Source organism: Petrotoga sp. Shatin.DS.tank11.9.2.9.3, from assembly GCF_003665005.1.
GTDB classification, from domain to species: Bacteria; Thermotogota; Thermotogae; order Petrotogales; family Petrotogaceae; genus Petrotoga; species Petrotoga mobilis.
This window is the reverse complement of the sequence record NZ_JGVT01000006.1, coordinates 1-20916: the sequence shown is the minus strand read 5'-3', so window position 1 is coordinate 20916 and position 20916 is coordinate 1. Positions and strand designations below refer to the sequence as shown.

The 20916-nt window shown below is 33.1% G+C and carries 22 protein-coding genes; 15 read left to right on the top strand and 7 right to left on the bottom strand.

All coding sequences use genetic code 11. The features are described from left to right. Window positions 1-7: 7 nt before the first annotated feature. The 7 genes from BZ25_RS06760 to BZ25_RS06730 form a co-directional block, all read right to left on the bottom strand. The gene (locus BZ25_RS06760) at window positions 8-1039 is read right to left on the bottom strand and encodes a BTAD domain-containing putative transcriptional regulator (RefSeq protein WP_121515542.1); all 1032 of its coding nucleotides are present in this window, start codon (window positions 1037-1039) and stop codon (window positions 8-10) included. Between the two features lie 94 nt (window positions 1040-1133). Continuing rightward, window positions 1134-2213: a hypothetical protein gene (locus tag BZ25_RS06755; RefSeq protein WP_121515541.1), complete on the bottom strand. Its 1080-nt coding sequence runs from the start codon at window positions 2211-2213 to the stop codon at window positions 1134-1136. Next, on the bottom strand, window positions 2210-3376 hold the full coding sequence (locus BZ25_RS06750) for a type II secretion system protein GspD (RefSeq protein WP_121515540.1): 1167 nt from the start codon (window positions 3374-3376) through the stop codon (window positions 2210-2212). Before BZ25_RS06750 ends, BZ25_RS06755 begins: the two co-directional genes overlap by 4 nt. After that, complete coding sequence (locus BZ25_RS06745) at window positions 3373-4857, bottom strand: hypothetical protein (protein WP_121515539.1); 1485 nt, start codon at window positions 4855-4857, stop codon at window positions 3373-3375. Before BZ25_RS06745 ends, BZ25_RS06750 begins: the two co-directional genes overlap by 4 nt. A 191-nt stretch (window positions 4858-5048) precedes the next feature. Then, complete coding sequence (locus BZ25_RS06740; RefSeq protein WP_121567467.1) at window positions 5049-5504, bottom strand: hypothetical protein; 456 nt, start codon at window positions 5502-5504, stop codon at window positions 5049-5051. A gap of 133 nt (window positions 5505-5637) precedes the next feature. Further along, the gene (locus tag BZ25_RS06735; protein ID WP_012209626.1) at window positions 5638-6090 is read right to left on the bottom strand and encodes a hypothetical protein; all 453 of its coding nucleotides are present in this window, start codon (window positions 6088-6090) and stop codon (window positions 5638-5640) included. 159 nt (window positions 6091-6249) lie between these two features. Then, window positions 6250-7452 carry a hypothetical protein gene (locus tag BZ25_RS06730; RefSeq protein WP_121515538.1) on the bottom strand — a complete coding sequence of 401 codons (1203 nt, stop codon included), beginning with the start codon at window positions 7450-7452 and terminating at the stop codon, window positions 6250-6252. Between the two features lie 193 nt (window positions 7453-7645). Here BZ25_RS06730 and BZ25_RS06725 point away from each other — a divergent pair, with 193 nt between their 5' ends. The 15 genes from BZ25_RS06725 to BZ25_RS06655 all read left to right on the top strand — a co-directional run bounded on the left by BZ25_RS06725 (window position 7646) and on the right by BZ25_RS06655 (window position 20878). After that, entirely contained in the window at window positions 7646-8140 is a 495-nt protein-coding gene (locus BZ25_RS06725) for a hypothetical protein (RefSeq protein WP_121515537.1), read from the top strand. 150 nt (window positions 8141-8290) lie between these two features. Next, a complete protein-coding gene (locus BZ25_RS06720; RefSeq protein WP_012209629.1) occupies window positions 8291-8854 on the top strand; it encodes a DUF177 domain-containing protein in 564 nt (187 codons plus the stop codon). Between the two features lie 27 nt (window positions 8855-8881). Further along, complete coding sequence (gene rpmF / locus BZ25_RS06715; protein ID WP_012209630.1) at window positions 8882-9064, top strand: 50S ribosomal protein L32; 183 nt, start codon at window positions 8882-8884, stop codon at window positions 9062-9064. Window positions 9065-9068: 4 nt separating this feature from the next. Further along, on the top strand, window positions 9069-10049 hold the full coding sequence (plsX, locus tag BZ25_RS06710) for a phosphate acyltransferase PlsX (RefSeq protein WP_121567466.1): 981 nt from the start codon (window positions 9069-9071) through the stop codon (window positions 10047-10049). A gap of 15 nt (window positions 10050-10064) precedes the next feature. Beyond that, window positions 10065-11903, top strand: coding sequence for a glutamine--fructose-6-phosphate transaminase (isomerizing) (glmS, locus tag BZ25_RS06705; protein WP_121567465.1), 1839 nt, complete (start codon window positions 10065-10067; stop codon window positions 11901-11903). Window positions 11904-12035: 132 nt separating this feature from the next. Continuing rightward, window positions 12036-12383 (top strand): ribosome silencing factor, encoded by a 348-nt coding sequence (gene rsfS / locus BZ25_RS06700; RefSeq protein WP_012209633.1) that lies wholly within the window; start codon window positions 12036-12038, stop codon window positions 12381-12383. A 111-nt stretch (window positions 12384-12494) separates the two neighbouring features. Next, the gene (rpsB, locus tag BZ25_RS06695; protein ID WP_121515533.1) at window positions 12495-13364 is read left to right on the top strand and encodes a 30S ribosomal protein S2; all 870 of its coding nucleotides are present in this window, start codon (window positions 12495-12497) and stop codon (window positions 13362-13364) included. A gap of 62 nt (window positions 13365-13426) precedes the next feature. Further along, the gene (gene miaB, locus BZ25_RS06690; RefSeq protein WP_121567464.1) at window positions 13427-14746 is read left to right on the top strand and encodes a tRNA (N6-isopentenyl adenosine(37)-C2)-methylthiotransferase MiaB; all 1320 of its coding nucleotides are present in this window, start codon (window positions 13427-13429) and stop codon (window positions 14744-14746) included. Window positions 14747-14780: 34 nt separating this feature from the next. Continuing rightward, window positions 14781-15611: an alpha/beta hydrolase family protein gene (locus tag BZ25_RS06685; RefSeq protein WP_158584874.1), complete on the top strand. Its 831-nt coding sequence runs from the start codon at window positions 14781-14783 to the stop codon at window positions 15609-15611. Between the two features lie 16 nt (window positions 15612-15627). Next, the gene (locus BZ25_RS06680; RefSeq protein WP_121567463.1) at window positions 15628-16164 is read left to right on the top strand and encodes a folate family ECF transporter S component; all 537 of its coding nucleotides are present in this window, start codon (window positions 15628-15630) and stop codon (window positions 16162-16164) included. Between the two features lies 1 nt (window position 16165). Continuing rightward, window positions 16166-17014: a 50S ribosomal protein L11 methyltransferase gene (locus BZ25_RS06675; RefSeq protein WP_121567462.1), complete on the top strand. Its 849-nt coding sequence runs from the start codon at window positions 16166-16168 to the stop codon at window positions 17012-17014. Further along, a complete protein-coding gene (locus BZ25_RS06670) occupies window positions 16981-17529 on the top strand; it encodes a DUF501 domain-containing protein (protein ID WP_121515529.1) in 549 nt (182 codons plus the stop codon). The genes BZ25_RS06675 and BZ25_RS06670 overlap by 34 nt, the downstream gene beginning before the upstream one ends. Window positions 17530-17775: 246 nt before the next feature. After that, window positions 17776-19500, top strand: coding sequence for an excinuclease ABC subunit UvrC (uvrC, locus tag BZ25_RS06665; protein ID WP_121567461.1), 1725 nt, complete (start codon window positions 17776-17778; stop codon window positions 19498-19500). A 1-nt stretch (window position 19501) separates the two neighbouring features. Next, on the top strand, window positions 19502-20287 hold the full coding sequence (locus BZ25_RS06660; RefSeq protein WP_103065823.1) for a DUF4895 domain-containing protein: 786 nt from the start codon (window positions 19502-19504) through the stop codon (window positions 20285-20287). 66 nt (window positions 20288-20353) lie between these two features. Beyond that, complete coding sequence (locus tag BZ25_RS06655) at window positions 20354-20878, top strand: hypothetical protein (protein ID WP_012209642.1); 525 nt, start codon at window positions 20354-20356, stop codon at window positions 20876-20878. Window positions 20879-20916 lie beyond the last annotated feature (38 nt).

Below are 20916 nucleotides of genomic sequence, written 5' to 3'. Positions count from 1 at the left end.
ATCATCCTTATTCTACTTTAACTATAGAATATGTGAAACCTTTTTCATTTAAAAGATTATTAATCTTTTTAACGACAATCTCTCTACTATCAGAAAGGTTTTTAATTCCTCGAAATAAAATATATATATCTTGAGAATTATAACTTATTAAATCTTCTTGCCTGACGATCTTTTTTATTTCATTAATTAATTTGTCGTCAAAAGAAGAATGCATTTTAATCTCCACTAATAGGTGATCTTTATCTCTTTTAATTTTCTCAAGTTCAAGAACTATATCAAATAATTCTGACGACAAAAGGTTACCATTTTTTTCGTAAAATGCTGTTAATTCTCCATTATTCGCGCTGGGTGGAGAGAATGGAAATTCTTTTGCATGACCAAAAATATCTTTGTATTCGTTGAATAAACCTCTAGCTTTTTCAAGTTCATTGTTTTCTGTGTAGAATTTAATCAATCTTAACCAACTATCTTCTCTTTGTGAATAATAAAAAGCTTTTTGAAAATAATAATGCGCATCTATTGGGTTATTCATTTTTTGGTGAATATTGCCCATTTCAATTAACATATCAACGTATATACGTTTTAAATATTCCCTTTTTTCTCTTACCCATTCTTCGTGAACGTTTTCTTGTAATAACTCACCTTTGTATAAACTAACCGCCTTTGAGAATAAAAACAAACGTCTATTGATTTCTTTCTCTTTAAACCCTTCATCGCTTAAGGCTAAAAATTCTTCAAAATCTATATATATGTCTTTTGATTTTGAAAACGTGCAAAAATCCTCTTGTAGAGTTAATTCATCGCTACTAAGTCCTAAATTTTTTCTAATATAATAGAGTGTGGTATTTAAATTTTGTCTGGCACTTTCATCGTCGAAACCGGGCCAAAAGAGATCGTACAAATCAAAAACGGAAACCTTTTGGCCTCTGTTGAGAATAAGATATTTTAGAATTTCTCTAGCTTTTCTTGACTTTAAATTTTCTATTGGATTGTCATCAAGAAAAATTTGAAAATCCCCTAACATATAAATATTTAACATAAGGTATGCTCCTTTAATAATCAATCCATTAATATTTTAGCACTTTCGATAATAAACCAAAAAATATTAATGTTTTTAAAGCGATCAATATCTACTAAAATTCATAGAAGGAGGTTAAAGAAAAAGAAAATGTGTTAGAAACAAAGTTATAACCACCTAAGGTCTCAAATTTAAAATTTGATATCTGATTCGAAATGCCTCCTGTTAAGGAGAAGTCATACTGATTTTCTAAATAACTCAAATCTAAGCCAACAAAAAAGTTGTTGTTCATATTTTCAGTCAATTTTTTGAGCTCTCTTCCAAGATAAAATCCAAGATCTTCAAAATTCAAAGCCCGTCCTATTTTCTCTCCTAAATAAAAACCTTGTTCTTCATTAGTAAGTGTATCCTTTAAATCGACGATTTTAAACGTAGGGAAGTTTTCGGTAACTGTGAATGCAAAATCACCTTTGAAATCAAGGCTGTTATTGGAAAATGTGTAAGGTACAAAAATTCCATCGAATTCAAACGAGTCAATATAGGTTTTGTCGTTCAAAAACAGATAAAAGGTATCGTTTTGATAGTTAGCACCAACTTTCATTCCATTAAAAATAACTCCTAAGTAATATCCCCCATTTTTGTAATCAAGTAAGTTACTCATGCCAAAGAAAACTAAATCATTTAATTCCACTTCTGTTTCGGTAATGAACTCATCTTCATAATAAGAAAATTGGTTGTAATAAGTTTTAAAGATAATTTTATTATTTTTTGAAGTTACTTCTTGATCTCTGAACTCTAACTTTTCAACGTTGTTAACTTGGAGATAGATATCCAAAGTCTTTTCTTCGTCGCCTTCTAAATAATAAATCGAGGTAACATAGTTTTTCTTGTTTTTTGAGAGGTCGATAGTATTTTCAAAGTGCATATTTACACTGTCTATAATAATTTTTGTTCTAACCTTATCTCCCAAGTCATTGAGAGGAGTGATTCCGAAAGTAGCATCAATATTGCCTTTCGAAACAAAATTAAAAGTGTAACCTTGAATAACAGCCACATTACCCAAAAGAGTTTCACTTCTGCTATCATTCTTCAAAACAGAGTAAATTGAGTAATTATACATTTGAGAGCTTTGTGAAAACGCAAAAATTTGAAACATCAAAACGAAGAGTGTTAAAAGATAGAGATATTTTTTCAATTTTGATCAACCCCTTCAAAGGTTGGGGTAGCAGTTAAAAATATCATCATCCGTTTGCTCTCATCAATGTTTTGGTTATCACCGAATAAAAATCTAAGAAATGGAAGATCTTTCAACAAAGTTGTTCCCCCATTTTTTGAATAAAGTTGACTCAAATCTAAATCAGCAATTAGCAAAATTTCGTTGGGGTTTAAATTCACTTTAGTCTCCAACTCCGATTCTGAAAGTAAATAGCTATCATTTGTGACTTCCATTAAGTTTGTTGTTTTTGTCCTAAAAGAAATTTGAAGTATTTGATTCATCATAGTTGGGGTCATTTCTATTTCTATTCCACTTTCAATATTTCGGAATTCGTTTCTGTAGGTAGTAAAAACGATACTCTCTAGATTCTTCAAACTTAATAACGCTGGTTCTCCTGGTAAAACGTTGACAACCTGTTTAGTAACTAAATTTGCGGTTTCGTTCTTTTCGTACATCTCTATTTCAGCTTCAAAAAGATCTTGTACAGAAAATCCAATTGCAGGACTCGTAAAAGAAAAACTGTTAATCATACCTTCTTGGTTTATATTGAACACATTGCCCTTTATCAAATCAGAGTACCTTTCATTTGTTTCAACGATATAAACGGTTAATTCAATATATGGTTCACTCTTATCCAACTTGTCAACCAGATCTTTTATATAATCTATTGTATTTTGTGGAGCATATACAACCAATTGGTTAGTTTCTTCGTTAGTTTTTATGTATTGGTGTAGATTTTCGGGAATCAAATTTAAAAATTTTTCCACCGAAATATAATTCAAAGAAAACACTTGCATTTCAGCTAAGTTCAAAAAATTATGACTTTGAGGATCGGCTAATCCCACAAAGTAAACATTTTCATCAATTTTTTTGTAAGAGTAGCCACCGGGAAGTAGAAGTATATTCAACGCTTTTTCTAAATCCACTTCTACAAAGTCTGCTGTGACCAAGCCACTCACGTATTGATCGGTTAAAATCGTTACCCCCGTTTGAAGAGAGATTTCGTTCAAAGCCTCTATTAAATCAGTGTTGTAAAAAGTTGCCGTCACTTTTGGGGCGGTACTTTCTTGAGAGAAGGCTAATAAACACATAAGTGATAAAATAACAAAAGAAATTGATCTTTTTAATATTTTTTTTATCACATTAACTCCCCCTCGAAGGCTTTTAACCTTTGTTCGTTGTTATAAATAGTGAGGATGTATCTATAACCATTCTCTTCTAAAATAGGTACTTCGCCAATCAACATCGTTTCTTGGCTAGGAACTAACCACTCTTGAGTAGATGGAAGAAGACTGTAAACACCTATGCTCACACCATCACTGTCTAAAATACTCAAACTTCCTTTAGGAATTATGTATCTCTCCCCCGTATTTTTGATCAAGGCACTAAAAATTCCGCTACCTTCTATTTTTTCATAGTTTGAGCTCACTAACTCAACATCATAATTTACTTCGCCTATAATCGTTTCAACGTTGACTTTTTTCTGAGATAAAAATTTTCCCGATTCATCGTAGGCATTTAGAAAGATTTTGCCGTAGTAAGCACCATTTTCGACTTCTTTTGGTACGTTTATTGAAAGTATAACTCTTGAGGTTCGTTGAGCATTAACTGTAAAAGATGACGGAGACCTCAAAGTGATCCATGATAGCAAGGATCTATCTTTAGGTAAACTCGCAAATTCTTCTCCACCAACTTGTACCGTGACGTTTTGATTAGACATATTTTGTAGATTTATAACAAAGGTTTTAACAGCACCAGCGTAAAGCTCATGACTGAACTCTGTATTGTCTAATATAAGCGCAAGTTCCGTTGGAGGAGTGAAATTAAAACCTTCTTCAGGAACGTTTATATCGTATGTAAACACTCTTTGCCTGTTGGAGTAGTTAACAAAGAGGTTTACCTTGTAATCTCCAGGAGCTAACAGGTAGGTGGGTTTACCTGAAAATACAACTTTGTTCCCTTTTAATACTCTTTGGGTGGTTATATTGTTTTTTTCCATGTAAGAAGATTTTAAGGGCAATCTTTCTATCATCATACCAGATTTATCTCTCAAAATAGCTTCAGCAGAAATTACTAGGTCATAACTTGAGCCATTAGAGATGGTAGCTTCGATTACTGGTTTGCCTTCTCCATCTGGAACGACCTTCACATCTTCAACTTCCACCATTGTTATGACAGTTCCTTGCACATGAACTGTGATTCTTATAGCGTATCTAATAATTATTCCTATCGTTCCACTAGTTTCAACTTCTGGGGTAATCATAAGGATAAAATTGTAAGTTCCAAAAGGAGCGTTTGAGGGGATATTGACACCGACTTCAACTGGTGTCGTTGATCGAGGGGAAACGGTAATGGAGTTTGGAAATTCGATCCAATTTGAATAGAGAAAGTTATCTGGAGTTGCTTCTACATAATCAAAATTTCCATCAAAGTCCTGACTCAGTAGGTAAAGCTCTATATTGACGTTTTGTGTAGTGTTACCTCCAATGACGTTTATAGTGGCAATGAATTCTTCCCCTGCCCTGACGTCTTTTTCAACGGACAAAGGCGAAACTGTTATCTGAGTGAAAGAAAAAGTTGTAAAAAGTAAAAAAACAATAGATAGAATATAAAATTTCTTCATGATTATTACCTATCCCCTTTTTTTGTTTCTATTATAACACAATTAAAATTTATTGAATCTTTAATAATTATATTCACTAAAATACGTTCTACCTAAATATTAATAAAATTACCCCTTTTTATGTGCTTTAGAAGCAAAAAGGGGTAATTGAAAAATATGGGATATTATTAATAAATGTTCTTTAAAAACTCTTAAATTGAGGCTATGGTAAAGGTTACATCGGCGATTTTTGTATTTGTAGGAAGTGCACCTAGATTTAAGTTACCTAGAACATCAAGTGTTGCAGAAACATCGAAGACCACATTTCCTGCTCCTCCAAAACCAGCTGCGTTGTTAGTGTTTATGGTAATTAGTAGTAAGCTAGTCCATGAAGAATAACCAGTCACTGGAGTTATACTAGAAGAAACACTATAATTAACATTTGCCTCTGCTAAGAGCTTTACAGTATCTGTAGGATTTGCAGGATTTGCTGGATCAAATACTAAATCGAACTGGGAATCAGGACTTGTAGTATCTACTGTCAATCTGACAAATGCTGGAACATTCAAAAAAACTGGAACGTTAACAGTATCAGAAACTTGTGCCAAACCTGAAACTGAAATCAACATCACCATCATCAAAACTGCCAAACTTAAAACTTTTTTCATAATTTTCCACCCCTTTTAAAATTTTCGTTTTATTTGAATTATCTTTATTTTACTTTTCTAATTTAATTATACTTACTATAATAAAACAACAATAATTTTTAATAAAAATCCAATCAAAATTTATGTTACAACTTCAGTTGCTAGAAACTGTTATTTGAATATTCCCAATTTGACCTTCCATAAAGGTGTATATAAGTCCTTCCAACAGGCCTACATCCAGCTGAAAAGTTAAAATATAATTGTGGATTCCAGGAGTTCCTCCAGTGCCTGACAGTAGCAAATCATAAGAACCTAGTATCAAATATTGCTGCCACCCAGGTAGCGAGCTAAGTACCGTAAAATTAGCTGTTAAATTATAATTTATGTTAGATTCAACATTAAAAGTTAAACTGTCTTCTACTATGTCGCCCCAATTGGCAACTGTAGCATACAAGTCTAAACGTGAATCGCTAAGGTTGGTAATTTTCAAGTATTCAGGTACGGCTAAATATATAGGGACAGTGGTCTCTTTGCTTATAGCAAATGAGGTTGATGAAATGATAATTATGAAAGAAAAAATTAATGTATATTTTAATTTTTGAATCATTTACCCTCACGCCCTGACTTCATTTTTTATAAAACTAATTCTGTTTTAATTATACTCGGGCTAATAAGATAGCAATTAATTTCAATAAAATTTCAATAAGAATTTTGAAGAAAAACAGTAAGAAGAAAATAAAAAATAAGAAAAAGATTCAGGAAGGTATCAAGAGGACGAAAGAGTAATGTAAACATCACCTATATGGATAATTTCATTGACCGTGAGCACCTCATTTTCAAAAAGGGATAGTATTTGCTCACGTTTGTCATTCCACAAATCAGCAAAATCTGCCTTTATTTCAATATCAAAATCGGTATTACCATTCTCTACGGATATTACTTCGTCACTTTGTAATATAATATAATCTTCCAAAAAGTTGTAACTGTCAAAAATATCCAATGAAAGATAAATATCGTACTTTGGCAAAGTTGATTCAATGTGCGCGGGAACTGAGGAAATAACATTATTCTGAGGATTGGCAAGGTCAAAAGTTAGTTGAATTGTGCCTTCTCCTCCGACGATGAAGTTTATAACAGGTTCAGGCACCTTAAAGTAAATAGGAACAGCCAAATAACTAAAATACCCACCCTCCATAGGGATAGAAACTACAACATCCCCCACGTGAAGTCCCTCTTCAGGGAAGCCAGCCTGGACAAATTTTTCTTGTAATAAACTTCCATAATTTTTGAATAGGTTACCTAAATTAGAGCCAACTGTTATGTCGAACTCTACATTAGGATTATTTAAATACGTATTTGGAGAACCTAAAAATTGCAAATAGCTACCTTCAGATAGAAAATCAAACCCATCTAATAACTCTACACCAACGTAAACATGAAGGGGAGGCAAGTTAGACTTGAGGGATACATTAGAGGATTTTTGATCATACCACTTCCCACTACCTGGATAAGGTGGGGTGAATTCAAAGACTATATCGTTTGAAACGTTATAGTCGACAAAAAAGTTGTCAACTACGAAATAAACATCAATAAAATCTAACTGTTCCCCAGTAGAGTCTAAAAGCAAAACTTCTCCTATTTTTGTCCCTGAAGAAGATAAAAGTCCATTCTGAAACATAGCCAGAATTTTTTGGTTATTGTTTTGCCATAATGGTTGGATATTAAACCCTAGTTGTAATGTATAAGTACTTCCGCTTCCCCAACTTGAAAGGTTAAAATAACTATGAAAGAATTGGTAATTACTATCTAGTTGTAATTCTACCCGATAAACGTTGGACAGGTTAAGAAAAATTTGAGTTTGCTGATAGTTGTAATTGTCTAAATCCAATTTAAATTCGAAATAATTATTTGCTGAAAATATGCTCACAGTTAAGAATAAGAAAGTTATAAAGACAATCATTTTCTTCATTTTAATCACTTCCTAATATTTTTCTTTAATTATACATTATTTTTTATAAATAATTTTAATTATTTCAATAAAAATTCAATAAAAATGATTATAATTCGCTTTTAATCGTACTAAAAAAAATAATAAAAGACTTGACATTTTTATTTTTATTTAGTATAATTTTATTAGACTTTTATTAGAGGTGGTGAATGTAATGAAAAAGATTATTTTTATAACAATAATAATGTTGTTGGTTTTAAATATCAGTGTTATTTCTTTTTCTCAAACTTCTGATGGTGTTAATATCCCTGTCTATATTAGTGTTTCTAGTTATGCAGCGATTGACTCTGTTGATAAAGAAAGTTTAGATTATGAATTGGATTTGTCATCTCCTGAAAACAAAAGTGAAGAGGTTAACGTAAAAATAGTAGCAAATACCGCTTTTGAACTCATGGTTGAATTTGACGTCGAAGAAAGCAGTTTTAATGAAAATACTCAAGCATTGTTAGAATTGTTGAATAGTAGCTTTAATTATTCTGTTGATAGTAACGATTCATCGTATGGAGTTATTGAAAAAACCGTTCAAGTAGGATTCAATTTTCAACAGGTGCTCGCTAGCAATCCTGAGATGAGAGAATTGCTTTTAAAAAATGGAGAATATAATGGTAAGGTTGGTAATTTTGTTTTCACAGTTTCCCCCGCAGTTTAAAGACAATTATGCGCCCCTTATTTGCATAGTGCAGCAAATGCTCGAGAGGTAGGTTAATTCCTGCCTCTCTTTTTATTATTGAAAAATTAACAATTATTTTGTATTTGATAAACGTTTTTGAAGTAAAATAAAACGGCTGAGGTGAGAATAATGTTTAACGAAGAACTGAAAAATAAAAACCTTATAGTTGAATTAGAATCTTTTGAAAAGATATTAGAAAGAGAGATCATCATCAGAAACTGGAAAGAAATTGAACTACCTTCTGAAAAGGCGAAGATACTTGCCCCAATAGATGTAAATGTTTCTTTGGAGAAAGGCGACAGTCAAGTATTGGTAAACGGTAAAATTGAAACTATGGTTCAGCTTCATTGTTCGAGATGTTTGAAACCTATAGAGTATTGGATCGATGAAAGTTTTGAAGCCGTATATATGAGTAGGAGTTTTGAAAAGTATTTATCGAAAACTGAACGTTTAAAAACGTTAGACAATCTCATTTACTATGATGGTCAAACAATAGATTTGACAAATCGAGTAATAGAGACTATAATATTAGCAGTGCCAGAAGTTCCACTGTGTAAAGAAGATTGCAAAGGGCTATGTCCTATCTGTGGAATTGATTTGAACGAAAATCCAGAGCATTCTTGTGAAACAGAGGATATTGACCCACGTTTTGTAATGCTAAAAAAGTTGTTGGATAATGAAAAATCAAATTAATACAAAATACCAAAGGGGGTAACATAGATGGCAACACCAAAACAAAAAGCTTCAAGAGGTCAAACACATTCTAGAAGAGCGAAATTTTACTCTGCATACAAGATCAATGTTGTAAAATGTCCGAAGTGCGGAGAGCCAAAATTACCACACCGCGTTTGTTTGAATTGTGGATACTATGGTGACAAACAAATCTTAGAAATAGGTGAATGAGCCTATGGATAGTGTAAAAATAGGTATCGATCTATACGGCGGTGATAATGCGCCCAGTTCTGTTGTTGAGGGCGCACTTTTTGCTTTAAAGAATAAGTTTCTTTCTCCAGACGAATTGGTTATAGTGGGAAACGAAATTTCAAAGGAAGATTTAGATAAAATATCGAATTTAAAGATTGTGCCAGCTAAAAATTTGGTTAGTAACGAGACAAAACCAACGGAAGTTTTGAAAATGAAAGAATCTTCGATGTACCTAGGCTGCGAAATGTTGAAAAATAACGAATTAAATGCTTTTGTGAGTGCAGGTAACACTGGTGCATTACTATCAAGCGGTACATTTGTTGCAGGTAGACTACCTGGTATAAAAAGGCCTGCCTTGGTTTTAGCCCTTCCTTCTAAATCCAATAAACCAAAAATTTTGGTGGATGCAGGAGCAAACGCTGAAGTAAAGGCTGAACATTTTTATGATTTTGCAAGGGAGGGAATAGCTTACGCTAAATTTTTGAATCTTGAAAATCCAAGGGTTGGGATTTTAAATATCGGTTCTGAAGACGAAAAGGGAAATTCAATTGTTAGAGAAGCTTCTAATTTGTTGAAAGAAGAAAAGAAGTTTAATTATGTTGGCTATGTAGAAGCACGTGAGTTGTTTGATGATACGTGTGATATAATAGTTACAGACGGATTCACCGGTAACAACGTTTTAAAAACTATGGAAGGTACAGCTTATTTCATCCTTCATGAATTGAAAGAAACGATTAAAAAAGGTGGGTTATTCACAAAATTAGGGGCCTTGTTTCTAAGAGGTTCTTTGAAATCTTTAGTCAATAAAATTGATTATAGGAGTTACGGAGGGACATTCTTTTTGGGGGTCAATGGTGTTTTAGTTAAGGCGCATGGGTCTTCAGACGCTGAAGCAATAGCTAATGCATTGTACGTGGCTTACCGTGCCGCCAAATTTGACTTGATCGAAAAGATTGAGATTTAAAAGGGGGTTTAACAATTGTGTGGGATAGTAGGGTTTGTTTCCGATAGAAAAGTGAAAGTTGAAGATCTTATTTCTGGATTAAAAAAACTTGAGTATCGAGGATACGATTCCGCAGGTTTAGCTTACAATGTGAATAATTCTATAAAATACCTAAAAATGCCGGGAAGAATAAGCGAGATTGAAAAATTACTACTAAATGAAGGTTTAATGAAAGAAAGTTTTTATTCTGGAATAGCCCACACAAGATGGGCAACGCACGGCGTTGTTTCAGAACAAAATTCCCATCCACATTTGGATTGTAAAGAAGAGTTAGCCGTTGTACATAACGGCATCATAGAGAACTTTCAAGAGTTGAAAACGGAGCTTGAAGTTAAGGGCCATATCTTCAAATCAGAAACGGATTCAGAAGTTATCGCTCATTTGATAGAAGATAAGTACAATGGAGATCTTTTTGATTCTGTTTTAAAAGCTTTAGAAGAACTCGAAGGTGCGTATGCTATTGCTGTTGTTCATAAAGACAAACCCGATCAAATAGTTGCTGCAAGAAAAGGCAGTCCTTTAGTGATTGCAAGTAATAATAGTATTAGTATGTTAGCTTCAGATGTTACTCCTTTACTGAAGTATTCAAAAGAGATGAATTTTTTGAATGATGGAGAGGTAGCTATTTTAACTCCTAAAGGTTACTCTTTATTTAACTTAGATGGTGTCCCTCTTGAGAGAAAACCAATACTTATAACCTGGGATGAGTCGCTGGCAGAAAAATCAGGATATCCGCATTTCATGTTGAAAGAAATCTTTGAGCAACCGATAGCTTTAGAATCCGTTCTGGTTGGTCGATTAAAAGATGGGAAACCACAGATAAAAGAAGTACGATCTTTAGAAGGTTTTGTTAAGAACCAAATGAAAAAAGTATATGTGGTTGCATGCGGTACGAGTTATCATGCTGGTTTAGCTGCAAAATACTTCATGAATAGATATTCAGATATTGATTTTGACATTGAGGTTGCATCAGAGTTCAGATACATGAATCCGGCGATAGATGGTAATACTTTGGTGTTGGCTATCTCTCAATCTGGGGAGACTATAGATACGTTAGAAGGTGTCAGATTAGCAAAGAAAAAAGGTGCATATGTATTAGCTATAAGTAACGTAGTTGGGTCAACTATTCCGAGAGAATCTGACGCAGTCCTTTATCTCAACACTGGTCCAGAGATAGGGGTTGCTGCAACGAAAACTTATACGGCACAGATAGCTTTGCTTTACACCTTAGCTTCCCAACTCATCCGTTGGAGAGGTTACAAAAACGAAGAGTTGGATGAAATTATGAGAACCATCGAAAAAATGCCAGAATTATTTAAAATGATCTTGAATGAAACAAACGGTCACATGATGGAATTGGTAAAGAAGTATAAAAACTTCAAAGACATGATGTACATTGGTAGAGTTTTTGGTTTTCCCGCAGCTTTGGAAGGTGCTTTAAAATTAAAAGAGATCAGTTATATCAATGCGATCGCCTATCAAGCAGGAGAATTAAAACATGGGCCAATAGCACTATTAGATGATAATTTTCCAGTCTTTGCGATAGTTCCTTCAGGGAAGTTAAGAGAAAAAATGATTTCAAACATTATGGAAGTAAAAGCGCGTGGCGCAAGGGTTATAGCTTTAACCCCAAAAGATGATCTACAAACGAAAAAAATATGTGATGATTACATCGATGTGCCTACTGTTCTGGAACCTTTAATACCGTTGGTAGTAGCTCCTATTACTCAATTGTTCGCTTATTACACAGCGGTGCAAAAAGGTTTGGACCCAGATAAACCGAGAAACTTGGCAAAAAGTGTCACGGTCGAATAATTTGGCCAATTGTGGGGCGGGCAGCGGGGCAAAACATTGATTTTTCTACCTTATGGGTGGGGAGCGGGGGAAGGGCGCTAATAAATTTAGAAATGCTAAAAGTAAAAAAATTTTAGTGGAGGTGATAAATTTTTGTTAAAAACTGATGTTTTGAATTCCGTTAAGGAAATAGTGGAATTGTTAGAAGAAAAAGATGGAGAAAATATTGTTGTACTTGACATGGAAAATTCTGAATTGATGGTTGATTACTTTGTTATTGTTACGGGAAATTCAGAACCACATAGAGTAGCTTTAAGAGACCAAGTAGTTAGGTATTTAAAAGATGAAGATATACCCATAACTTTTTACGATAAAGGTAAAAGTACCGATTGGATGATAATCGACGCTGGTATTTTTATAGTTCATATATTCTCGGAAGAGAGTAGAGAATTCTACGATTTAGAAGGGCTTTGGGGAGAACAAAATAGAATGGTACTATAAAATAATACTCACATCTTTCGTTTTTCACCTCGGTGCCCATAAAAGGGTCGGTGAAAAAAAGAAAGGTGGAGGTTAGAAAACCAAATCAAACAACTACGGAGGTGTATTTTTGTGTCAGTGGTAAGTATGAAACAGTTACTTGAAGCAGGAGCTCACTTTGGTCATAGGACGAGAAGATGGAATCCAAAGATGCAGCCTTATATCTTTACTGCAAGAAAAGGGATTCACATTATTGATTTACAAAAAACTTTAAAAAGTATTGACGAAGCCTATGACTTCCTAAAAAATTCGGTCATGGAAAAGAAAAGAGTATTGTTTGTAGGAACGAAAAAACAGGCTCAGCAAATTGTTGCCGATGAAGCACGCAGAAGTGGAGAATTTTTTGTAAACAACAGATGGCTTGGTGGCTTGTTAACGAACTTCAAGACGATAAAATCTAGAATTGATAAGTTGGAACAACTAACGGAATACGTTGAAAGTGAAGAGTTTTCCAAACTACCCAAAAAAGAACAGGCGACCATTCGCAGAAATTTAGAAAAATTAGAAAAAAACTTGGGTGGTTTACGTGGAATGAAAAAAATTCCAGATATACTATTCATTATTGATCCTAAAAAAGAAGAAATTGCTGTGAAAGAAGCGAATTTACTTAAAATACCCATAATAGCAACAGTGGATACTAATTGTGATCCGGATGTTATTGATTACGTTATTCCAGCAAACGATGATGCTATTAGAACCATAATGCTCATTGTTTCAAAAATGGCTGATGCGATTATTGAAGGAAAAGAAGGTAGAATTGAAACTCTCGAAGAAAGTAGCGAAGTAGAAGTAGAAGAAGAAAAAGACGAAGTAATAGATGAAGTAGACGAAAAATTAGAAGCTGAAGAGAAATACGCCATTTACGCAGAAGAATTAGAAGAAGAGGAAGAAGAATTTGTACCTTCAGAAATAGAAGACGAGGGCGAAGACGAAAAATTTTAATTTTTGGTTCTACATAATACACCGGGGGATTACTCCCGGTTTTTTTATAAGAGGTGATAATTTTGAAATTTTACATACGGACATTTGGTTGTCAAATGAATATTAATGAAAGTGAAATAATGGCAGGTCTTTTGAAAGAAGAAGGCTTCGAATGGACTGAAAATCCAAAAGAAGCCGACATAATATTGATAAATAGTTGTGCCGTTAGAGAAAAAGCAGAAAATAAAATGTATGGAGCCATAGGCGGTTACGGTAAACTAAAAGATGAAAATAAGAATTTAATCTTAGGTGTAGGTGGTTGCTCTGCAGAAAAAGAAAGGGAGAATCTGCTTGAAAGATTTAAAAATATAGATTTTGTCTTTGGCACTAGAAATGTGGTAGACATAGGAAATTTGGTAAAACGAGCTTTATATGGAGAAAGGTTCGCTGATTTTAGCGACAAATTAGATGAAGTAAGTTACGATATTCCAAAGATGCCGTCAAGTAAACACCATGCTTGGATTACTATCATATACGGATGCAACAAATATTGCACGTACTGTATAGTCCCATACACCAGAGGTTTCGAAAAAAGTAGGCCTATGGAAGATATAATAAGAGAAGTTGAAAGTTATGCGAAAAAAGGCTACAAAGAAATAACCTTTTTAGGTCAAAATGTTGATTCCTACGGTAAGGACTTTGGCGATAAAAAATCTAAATTAGATCTACTCATTCATAAGGCAGCGGAATTTGATTCCATAAAACGAATTTGGTTTTTAACCTCTTATCCATCCGATATAACAGATTCTTTAATACAGACTGTTGCCAACGAGGAAAAGGCGGCAAATTATTTTCATCTTCCAGCTCAATCAGGAAGCAACAAGATTCTCAAAGCAATGAATAGAAAATACACAAAAGAAGAGTTCATAGAACTTGTAAATAAGGTAAAGAAAGAAGTAGCTAGCGTTACAATATCAAGTGATTTTATAACGGGCTTCCCTTCAGAAACAGATGAGGATTTTGAAGAAACGGTAGATTTGATTAAGCGATGTAGATTTGAGAGAATAAATATCGCAGAATATTCTCCAAGAGAAGGAACCATAGCTTATAAGTATCAAAAAGATGATGTTCCTAAACACATTAAAAATAAAAGATTGCAGTATCTCATGGAGTTACAAAAAAGAATAAACCTTGAAGAGAATGAAAAGTATCTCGAACAAGAAGTTGTTATAATTCAAGAAGGAAAGGCTGGGAAAAATGGTACTTATATGGGAAGAACAATGAACAATAAATTAATAATCTTCGAAAGCAATGAAGAGTTGAACGGTGAATTTTTGAAAGTAAAGGTCAATAAAATTACACCAGGTCCATTGTATGGTGAGGTTGTAAACAATCTTTACTGACGGCCTAATAGATAGAAAAAAGGGGTGTTCACATTTGATACATGGAAAAGTATATGAATCTTTATCGTTTTATAGCCGAGCACTGAAAAGTGATGTGAAATATTCTATTTATCTTCCACCTAAATACGACATTGAAACCAGGAAATATCCGACTATTTATCTTCTGCATGGACATGGAGGGAACGAAACAAGTTGGCTAAGGAAAGGTCGAGTAGATCAAAGTTTGGATTTAATGATAACTAACAATGAAATTCCACCTTTTGTTGCCGTGATGCCTGATGCTAAGAACAGTTGGTACGTTAATTCTCCAACTGGTGTTAACTATGAAACCGCTTTGATAGAGGACCTTCTTCAACATATAGAAACGCAGTACAAGGTTTATAACGAACGTTCTTCAAGATTCATAGCCGGTTTATCTATGGGAGGATACGGTGCCTTAAGGTTGGCATTTAAGTATCCAGAGTTATTTTTGTCTGTTGCTAGTTTAAGTGGGGGAATAACCAGAGAAGTTCCCCCAGAGAAAGAAGTCGATTTATATGGCAATGAAATTCATGTAAGAGAAGATTACTATCATGATGCATTTGGCTGGCCTTTTGACCCAAAGTTTTGGGAGAAAGAGAATATTTTTAATTATATAGAAAACGTAAAACAAAACGGCTTAGAGCTTCCAGTTTATCTTTCTTGTGGAAGTGAAGATTACTTTTACCTATATTTAGGTGCTTCTGAACTGCACCATGAATTAAGAATCAATGGCATATCTTCAACTCTTTTCATAAAACCAGGCGACCATAATTGGTTTCTTTGGAGCCAAGAAATAAAAGATGTATTAAGGTTCTTTGCAAAAAATATGCTAATTATCCATTAAAGTAAGGAGTGAATTTATGGACCAAAAGAATGCCACCTATAGGTTAGTCATGAATTCGTTGTTTATAGTTCTATCCATACTTTTGTCAAGGTTATTAGCGATTAGAATTCCCATAGGCAATGTGGAAGTTATTAGATTTGGGTTTGGAACGATTCCTATGTTTCTTTCCGCCTTTATTTTTGGGCCCCTGGATGGTTTTATCGTTGGAGGTTTATCTGATTTGATTGGTTTTTGGATAAATCCAATGGGGGCGTTCCTTCCCCAATTCACGTTGACCTCAGCCTTACACGGTTTGATTCCAGGTATAGTTTTTAGGTATTTTTTTAAAAGAAGAATCAATTATTGGTCACTAGCCATTTCCTGTGGTTTAGGTGAAGCCGTAGGAATAACCTTAACACCATTCTTTATTCATCAAGCTTTTGATGTTTCATATGCGGTTCTTATGCCTCCACGAATCGGTGGCTATGTGGTCTCATTCTTTTTGAACGCCTTTATAATGCTTTTATTACTCACGAGAATTCCTCAAATTTATAAAATGATGGAGAAAAAATAAGATGGATAAATATTATGAGTTTGTTTATGAATTGAAAGCCAGCGAGGAAGAAAAGATAATAGATCAGTTCATAAAATATGGGTTTAATTCCTTTTACTTTGAAGAAGATGTAGAAAGTTCAAAGACTTTTCTGAAGTTGTATGTCAAGAAGGAAGAGCAAATCAAAGATATTTTGGATTTGCTTTCTATGTATGGTTTAAAACTCCTTTCGAAGGAAATTACCGAAGAATCAAAATGGTTAGAAGAATGGAAAAAAACAATAGATGTTTTTGAACTTATAGATGGAGTTTGGATCAATCCTTTTTCCGATAAAAAAATAGAAAAACCGGGAATAGTATTGAATATAATACCAGGAAGTGCATTTGGAACGGGTTTACATTCAACCACTAAACTGGCAGCCGAACTTTTAAGAAAGGTTGGTTGCATAGGTAAAGATGTTATAGACGTTGGAACAGGTAGCGGAATATTATCGCTTTTGGTTAAAAAGTTTGGAGCTAATCACGTTTTGGCTTTAGATAACGATATTTTGGCTACAGAAAAAGCAAAAGAAACTGCTATTTTAAACAATGTCAGTATTGAGATAAAAGAATCCGATTTGTTAAGCGCTGTTGGAGAACATGAAAGATTCGATATATTAGTTTCTAATATTGTGGCTGAAGTACTGATACAGTTAATGAAAGATCCTAAATTTGATAAAATACTTAAAAATAAAGGATTTGTCATCCTTTCTGGTATAATTGAAAGTAAGGAAAAATTGGTTATTGAACAAGCAAAAGATGTAAATTTAGTATTGAAAGATAGAATGGAGGATGGTTCTTGGATAGCTCTGATGTTTCAGAAAAAGATTTAAAAATAATTGAAAAACAATTGGGACGGTGCGTTAGTAACGTATTAACTATAGAAAAAAGATGCATTTATGGCTATCCTCAAGTAATAAAGAGCTTTCCTTTAAAAGATGGAAAGCCATTTCCTACTCTTTATTGGCTAACTTGTCCATATTTAGTGGAAGAAGTTTCAAAACTGGAAGCCCAACAAAAAATCACTGAAATAGAAAAGATTATACAAAATGATCCAGAATTAAAACGACAGCTGGTACGTGTTCACCAAGTAGAAATTGAAAAAAGAATGAAGCTATTAGGAGAAAAAATCAATTCCCTACCTGAAAATATGATCAAGAAACTAAAAGAAACGGGAATAGGTGGAATTGAGGATTTCTCTAAAATAAAATGTTTACATTTACACTATGCATCGTATTTAGATGGGGAGAATAATCCCGTGGGGGAAATAGTGGATCGCTATATTGGCAAGAAAGATTGTGATGACAATAGATGTGAAAAATGGGTGGGATGCGAGGCTGAGCGATGATTCCTCTTCCTTAGAAGGGTGGGCTGCGGGGCGAAGGGGCGCTAAAAAACTAACTTTTGAATATCTCAAAGTAATACCTTATTGCAGCTTTACACGAAAAATTTTTTAAAATGAAACAAAGATTCATGAGGTTCTTAAGGGGCGAAGCCCTTTTGCAGCTTTGTGCAAAAAGACTTTTTAAAAACAAACAAAGATCTTGGGGTTCTTAAGGGGTTTACCCCTTAATGCAAGGAGGCGACTCAACCTATGATTGACAGATCAATTTTAAACAACATCCCTAAAAAACCAGGAGTATATATTTTTAAAAACAATAAAGGTGATCCTATATATATAGGCAAGGCAAAAAACTTAAAAAACAGAGTTTCTTCCTATTTTAACAAGAAAAACTACATAGGAAATGAAAAAACTTATGAAATGCTAGAAAAAGCCACAAATTTAGACTACATAATAACTTCAAATGAAAATCAAGCATTTATCTTAGAAGCCAACCTCATCTATATTCATAAGCCAAAATACAATATAATGTTAAAAGATACACGAGTGTATCCATATATTTTAGTAACGGATGAACAATTCCCCAAGATAAAATACATTCGTACAAAAAAAGAAGAAAAAGGTAAATTCTATGGTCCATACTCTGATGTTAAATTTGTAAAAGACGTTATCGAAGTACTCCAAAGCGTATATAAAATCAGAAATTGTGACAGAGATTTAAGCAGGAAAAGCAAACCATGTTTCCTTTACCATTTAGGAAGATGCTATGGTCCATGTTACAAGGATGTAGACGAAACGGTATATCAAGAATCAGTGGAAAAGGTTAAAAAAGTTTTATCAGGAGATATTGAAGAAGTGAAGAACTATCTTCAAAAAGCAATGATGGATTATGCCAAAATAAAAAATTATGAAAAAGCCGCTCAAATGCGTGACACATTGTTTAAATTAGAAAATTTATTTGAAGAAGTAGCGGTTGAATACAAAAACGGAAAAAATTTAGATATAATAATGTATGAACCTCCAGTTTATTTAGTTTTAATAGTAAGAAAGGGATACTTGATTTCAAAACTTTCCTTCACGATGGAAGGGACGTTGGAAGATTTCTTGTATCAATACTATATTGTTAGAAAGAATGAACCGCCTTCTTTGATATCGACATTATACAATGAAGAAATTTCTCCAGAAATATTGGATTTTCTGAAAGAAAAAGGCTTAAAAAGAATCGAAAAGATAGGTAAAAGTTCTAAAATATATGAAATGGCTTATACAAATTTGCAAGAAGAAATAAAAAGGCAAAAAGACTTAAGCTTTGCCTTAAAACAAACAAAAGAAATACTTTCTTTGAAAAAAGAACCAAAAATTATTGAAGGTATAGATATATCTCATCTTCAAGGGTTATATACCGTTGCCTCTTTAGTAAGTTTTGAAAACGGCAAGCCCAAAAAAGAAGGATACAGAAAGTATCGATTAGATGATATAAAAGCCCCAGATGACTTTGAAAGTATCAGAACAGTTATAAAAAGAAGATATCAAAAGCATGAATTACCTGATCTTTTATTTATTGATGGAGGAAAAGGACAGGTAAATTCAGCTGTAGAAGCACTAAAAGAAATCGGCTATTCTTTGAAAGATGTCGATGTTGTAGGTATCGCCAAAGAAGATGAAAGGATAGTTTTACCTGGTGACATACCCGATCTTCACTTACCTTTGGATCATCCAGTGTTAAGATTACTTATATACGTAAGAGATGAAACCCATAGGTTTGCTATAGGCTTTAATAGAAGTCTCAGAAGTAAACGATTCGAAAAAACAAAGTTGGATGATATTTACGGTATAGGTCCGAAAAGGAAAAAAGAATTAATAAAACATTTTGGAGGGATTCAAAAATTACTGGAAGCATCAATTGAAGAGATATCGAAAGTCGTTAAAAGTGAAAAAATCGCTAAAAGAATAAAAGAAAGTTTGGGAGAGAAATAATTTGGAAAAATTAATTGAATTTGCCATAAGTTACTTAAATAAATACAAAAGCTTTTTAGCCGATGAATTTCAACATTTTTTCTTTGGCGCTGTTTACGATGGTGAAGACAAATTTCCAGTCTACTGTATTTTTATAGATGAAGAAGGAAGAGTTTTTGAAACTCTGGGACCTGATAAACCAGGAAAAGTTATGAGTGTCTTATACCCTACGTATTACAATGATCCTGATATATTACTAAAAAAATACACAGAACTATCTAAGCAATACAATAAAATAATACAACCCGACACGGCATTTGGAATAGTACAATCACCTTTTAAAATTACATCATACAGGGTATGGGGAAATGAAAGGCTTATAAAAAAGCTCATATTCTCTGAAAAATTAAAAGGCGAAGAATACATTTCTCTCTATCAGAGCATAACAGATGAAAAATTGAAATTCATAATTGAACATTACAAGCAATGGGATGATGACATATTTTATTTTCCATATTTGAAGGACATTCATGTTTTATTTAAAGTTCCCGATCATATAAGTAGTTCAGAAGTATCTATATATATTGAAATAGGTCGAATATTAAAAGAAAAAGTGCTTCGAGGATACAATTTTTTGGAAAATTCATACAAACTTCCAGAAATGAAAGTTAAAGCACCAGCATTAGCCGTATTCAAAACACCTGCAGATCGTATCCTTGATATAGACTTCAAATCTATTTATGATCAATTTATAAAAAAGACTGCTAAAATAGTTGACCAAATTAATGAAATAAAAATTGAATTATAGGAATATGGGTGGGCAGCGGGGCGAAGGGGCGCTATAACAGTAATTCTTCATCAAAAGGAGAGAACAATGAAAGTAAACATTGAAGATTATTATAAAAGGACTAATCAAAATCTAACGCCAAAAAATATAAAAAAAGAAAAAAAATCTCCTTTTACACTCGCTGAAATGCTATATGGTACATTTAATATAGTTATTTCTGTAATATTTATATTACTCGTAGTAATAATGAACACTGTAAAACCTATTATTAATGATCTTCTTAACCCCAATTTTCCGTTAGAAACCAGACAAATATTTTTTCTATCTATATTAATGTTGGTCTTAGGAATACTATTTGAAATATATGCCATAGAAAAAGCTAGACTTCACAGATACTCGTTAATAGGCGCTATCTCTTTTTTCTTTTCAATCTTTATGACTATTGCTATAACTTATATAATAATAAAATATTCTTTAAACTGGGTAGGAATACAATTGTTCGGACAAACTGAAATAGGCCAAAACAAATGGTTTTATTTACCTTCCATAGCCTATTTAGGATATTCGATATTCAATGTATACTATTCTTTTTCTTTGATGAATTCACAATAATTTTCAAATAAGTTCATAAAAAAGAAATTGACAAAGTG